Source organism: Bacteroidota bacterium (genome assembly GCA_018831055.1).
GTDB lineage: Bacteria > Bacteroidota > Bacteroidia > Bacteroidales > B18-G4 > M55B132.
In genome coordinates this window covers 1-3,681 of record JAHJRE010000255.1, presented here as the reverse complement: position 1 = coordinate 3,681, position 3,681 = coordinate 1, and the positions used below count along the sequence as shown (strand labels likewise).

Annotated in this window: 3 protein-coding genes; all 3 read right to left on the bottom strand. The window is 51.2% G+C overall.

What is annotated here, in order from left to right; translation table 11 throughout:
• The coding region (locus tag KKA81_16155; GenBank protein ID MBU2652460.1) for an NERD domain-containing protein at window positions 1-640 on the bottom strand (640 nt) is incomplete at its 3' end.
• Complete coding sequence (locus tag KKA81_16150) at window positions 633-2,048, bottom strand: restriction endonuclease subunit S (GenBank protein ID MBU2652459.1); 1,416 nt, start codon at window positions 2,046-2,048, stop codon at window positions 633-635. The genes KKA81_16155 and KKA81_16150, both read right to left, overlap by 8 nt.
• A gap of 37 nt (window positions 2,049-2,085) precedes the next feature.
• Window positions 2,086-3,681 (bottom strand): histidinol-phosphatase (locus KKA81_16145; GenBank protein MBU2652458.1); only part of this gene is annotated, 1,596 nt, incomplete at its 5' end.

Genomic DNA, 3,681 nt, shown 5'->3' with positions numbered 1-3,681 from the left:
CCAGAGAGTTGACTGCCCGGTATTCGGTGTATAGGTCATTCGCGCCGATCTTCTCGGTTACCTCCCAGCGGTCGAAGACCAGGGGGCCGGTCACGGCCTTGGCATTGCCCGTGATGGTCTTCTGGATCAGGCCGGCGAAGCGGCGGATGTTGTCGTTCGCCCAATTCGGCAGCAGGGCCGTATCGGTGAAGAATCGGGCCGCCTTCTTGATAGTGCAGACATGCTCCGCGTCCCGGTCGGCCGGATCGACCAGATACGCATCCGGCGCGCATAGAATTACTGCCTCGGCGATGAACACACGCTCCAGGTCACGATTCGCCGGGTTCGCCTTGGTGATGACGCCTTTCAGCGACTTGGCATGCTCCCGGATCTTCGGCAGGGGCGAAAAGAAGGGCCGTCGTCCTTCCGGGTACCATTTGTTGCCTTGCACCTCAATGGTGCCGCGTGTGCCCTTCACGTCGACAAGGAAGACCGCATGCGGAGCCACCACCGCGATGTCCACTTCAAAGTTCTGGTTGTCGTGTTTGATTTCGAAGTTGTGAAGAATGACATAGTCATCCGGCAACACATCGCGCAGATGTGCTATCGTCCTGCGTTCGCCATCGTTGACTGGACTGCCGATGGGGATGACCTTAGCCATGATGAGATCTCATCGCTTTCTTCTCAAGATTGCTCTCCAAGTCTTTGACAACGGAGAGCTCAATTAATGCCGCATCAGAGAGATTCTCATTGTATTTCGCTACGGCATCGGCAATCGCTTCGCGTTTTCCATTCTTAACGACAGGTACTCGGAATTCAGCGATCATCTTTGAGTCAAGACTCGGGATCGATGAGCCAAACGCCGTGCCGATTGTAGCAAGATACCCTGGCTCAGTGGCGAATACAGCAAACAGATAATTACGCCATATCTGGTCGATTGCTCGTATTCGCACCAGATGCTCTGATGCACAATGACCAATGTTCATCTGGAGGGGAAGAACCGCATGTCCAATGATGCCACCAAGCTGCCCGCTTCTAGGAAGCAAGAGATCCCTGTCGGAAATCTGTAGCCGCTCAAAATCCTTAGTCTTGCGGGATATCAAGTAGTCACCCTGTGGGATAGTCCGAAAGACTGCCGATGACGAGAGGAAAGTCGAACCAGCATCGGGGTTTTCAACTTTCATTCTTGCACCACGATTCGGCTCAAAAACATCTTCAACGAGATCTGCTAGCGGAACGGACAAGGAGTTGTCAAAAAGGCAATTCCTGCCAGCCAGTGGACCAATGGAATGATGGAAGGCATCGAATCTTCGTAAAACATCTGAAGACGATGCTTGGGATATGTTTGCGCATTCGTGGATAGGGGGTTCCCATCCGATGAGTTTCTCCATCTCGCGAAGGATATCTGCGCGTTGCCGTGCCGCTTTCGATCTTAGCACTGCGGATTTCAACACGCGGTTATGTATGTCTTCCTCCTCTCCTTTGCCCAACCTCGGCACAGGCAAATTCGCGATATGCTCCGGCTCAATGTGCTGGATGATCGCGCCATAGGTGCCGGATACCACCAGAGGCACCCCGAACCTGCTGCTCAGGAACGCATAGAGATACCCCGGCGGGATCTTCTCCGGGTCGGGGACGACACGCATGACGTGCTCACTGCAAGCCATTCCATCCATGTCTTCACGACTGTAGACCATTCGTCCAACCGTTCCCGACCGTGTAATCAGCGTCCAGTCTTTGCGAATTGTAAATTTCGGATTCTTGAGTACCTGCCTTTTCGATAGAAGCGGCAGGTGACTCAAATCTGCATTCAGGATATCAGAGCTCCCAAGGAAAGGAATTCCGTATTCAGGGTCATCAACCCACGTGCGGCCCTCGCGCCCAGCATGATAGATCCCATCCAGTCCGCCAAGAGTCACTTTCTGAAGCGGTTCCTTACGAACCTTCAACTTCTCAAGCAGAATTCGAGCCTCCACCGCACCGGAAAGAAACGGCTTGCAGTCAAAACGACACCCCTGTTTGCGAAGCCAGTGCGAGGTCACCGGATTGTCCATATTAACAATCTTCATGCGGTGGCCTCTCGACGCAAGAGAAGTCTGTTGAGTTCTACTGCTTCCATAGTTGGTAAATCTCCTTGCGTCTGGCGAATGCCTCTTTGCCGCCCTCCATAATCGAGACGATGGCTGTTTGGATGTCCGATTGATCAATACTCCCGGTGCTAATATTGCATGTTGTCCCTGAAATAGAGCAGGCCCCTACCTGCTCGGCATCACCAAGAACAGGAAAATTCGCATTGTGAGTCGCAAAGATGAATTGCACGCCCACCTTGAGTGAACGGAGCAGCTTAATGACGTCTTCGAAGATGGTTTGGTTATCTAGGTCATCTTCGGGCTGGTCAATCACGATAAGGTCGTTATCCCTCTGATTCAGAATGAATAGGACTAGCGCGGATGCACGTTGACCGAGAGAATGATCTCGCAATTCCTTGCCGTGATACATGATTTGAAACGTGTGTGGAACCTTCCACGTAACCAACAGGGCTTTGGCATCGTTGAAATACTTTCGAAACACTTCACCTGAATCCCCAAGACCATTGCATATTCCATCTAACCCTTGATATACCGATATGAAATCGGCGTGGCCTTCCAATATGGATTCCAACGTAGCTTCTCGAAGTCGGCTACCGCGGAACTGGTTCTTCAGTTCCTCTAGCATTGCAATCCTGTCGCCTTTGTACGTGGGTATAATCTGCAACGCCGTTTGTCCTTCATTCATCTTCCTGACTTCTACCTCAATCTGTTTGAATTCGTGATGCCAGAGGTCATTGAGTCGTTTGAGCTCCTTCAGCAGTTCGTCACGCAGCGCGGTCCTCTTGATTCGGCTCTTTGCAGTCTCTGCGAGGGCAAGCTTAACATTCTGAAGCTCTTTGTTCAGCTTGACAAAATCATCCGGGCGCACGCTAACCTCACCAGATTCCTCAAGCTTTTCGCTCAGTTGGCGCTCGATAGCAGCAAACTCTTCTTTCAATGCTTCGCGGCGACGCGTGACCTCTGAATGTTTCTCCTTCAATGCGCGGTTGTCGTTTCGCGTCTCGGAAATGACCTGCCGAATGCGTTCAGGCACTTTCCTGATGCGCTCCAAGATCGCATTCATTTCATCCATTATGTCCTTGTTCTCTTTGGATTCCAAATTTGCGACCGCCGAAAGCTCCGCCTCTTGCTCATTCAGGAATGTATCGACGGAGCGAATAAAACCTTCAATCTTCTCTACGACGCGACCGGCATGTGTCACATCAGCCTGAAATTGCACTTGGCGATTGAGCTTATCTTCTACGCCATAGTCTTTGAACAGCTTGAGACGAAATTCTGTGTCCTTCCGTTTGGTCTCATGTTCTGCTTCCAAGTTATCTATGTCTTTGAGTTTGTCTAAGCTTCCAAGCACATCGAGAACGCGTTGATGCTGCTCAGCAATCTCTCGCCGAACAGCATCAAGCTTCGAGCCTAATAGCCGCTCAACTAACTCGCTCTCTAGGCCAGATCCACGTAGAACGAGTTCTTTCTGGCCAAAGAATAGTGGCTTCTTGATTGGGATTGATACTCCGGGCTGCAACTCGTCATTGTAGTAGAGATCGTGATTCTCGTTCAAAATGCGTCGAACCTGAAATACTCTTCCTTGGGCGTCTTCGACATCGACGATCACTTT

Excerpts from the sequence above, each read along its gene's own strand:
- KKA81_16150 (MBU2652459.1), bottom strand. The coding sequence starts at position 2,048 with ATGAAGATTGTTAATATGGACAATCCGGTGACCTCGCACTGGCTTCGC.